Origin of the sequence: Colwellia sp. BRX8-9 (genome assembly GCF_014077245.1) — a bacterium.
In the GTDB taxonomy this organism is placed as follows: domain Bacteria; phylum Pseudomonadota; class Gammaproteobacteria; order Enterobacterales; family Alteromonadaceae; genus Colwellia_A.
In genome coordinates this window covers 1-251 of record NZ_JACGVN010000087.1, presented here as the reverse complement: position 1 = coordinate 251, position 251 = coordinate 1, and the positions used below count along the sequence as shown (strand labels likewise).

Here is a 251-nt window from a genome sequence, read left to right as displayed (position 1 = left end):
GGCTCGTTTAATGCCCGCATAAACCAACTGATATCGATTAAGCGCTGTTTATAGACTTGTGCTGTTTCTTCAACCATTGCCATTTCGAATGTCGTTAATGATTGCTCCTGTTGATATTGACGGGTTAACAGGGTGCCTTTAAACAACTTATGCCAACGGGACAGTACCTCTAGCGTCGTCCAGTTGTTAGCTTGTTCACTATCAACATGAAGGACTAAATGTAAGTGATTATTCATGACAGCATGAGCACA

Annotated in this window: 1 pseudogene; it reads right to left on the bottom strand. The window is 41.8% G+C overall.

Annotation, left to right across the window (positions count from 1 at the left end):
• Window positions 1-251, bottom strand: a pseudogene (locus tag H4J70_RS21085) (transposase); the annotation flags it as partial.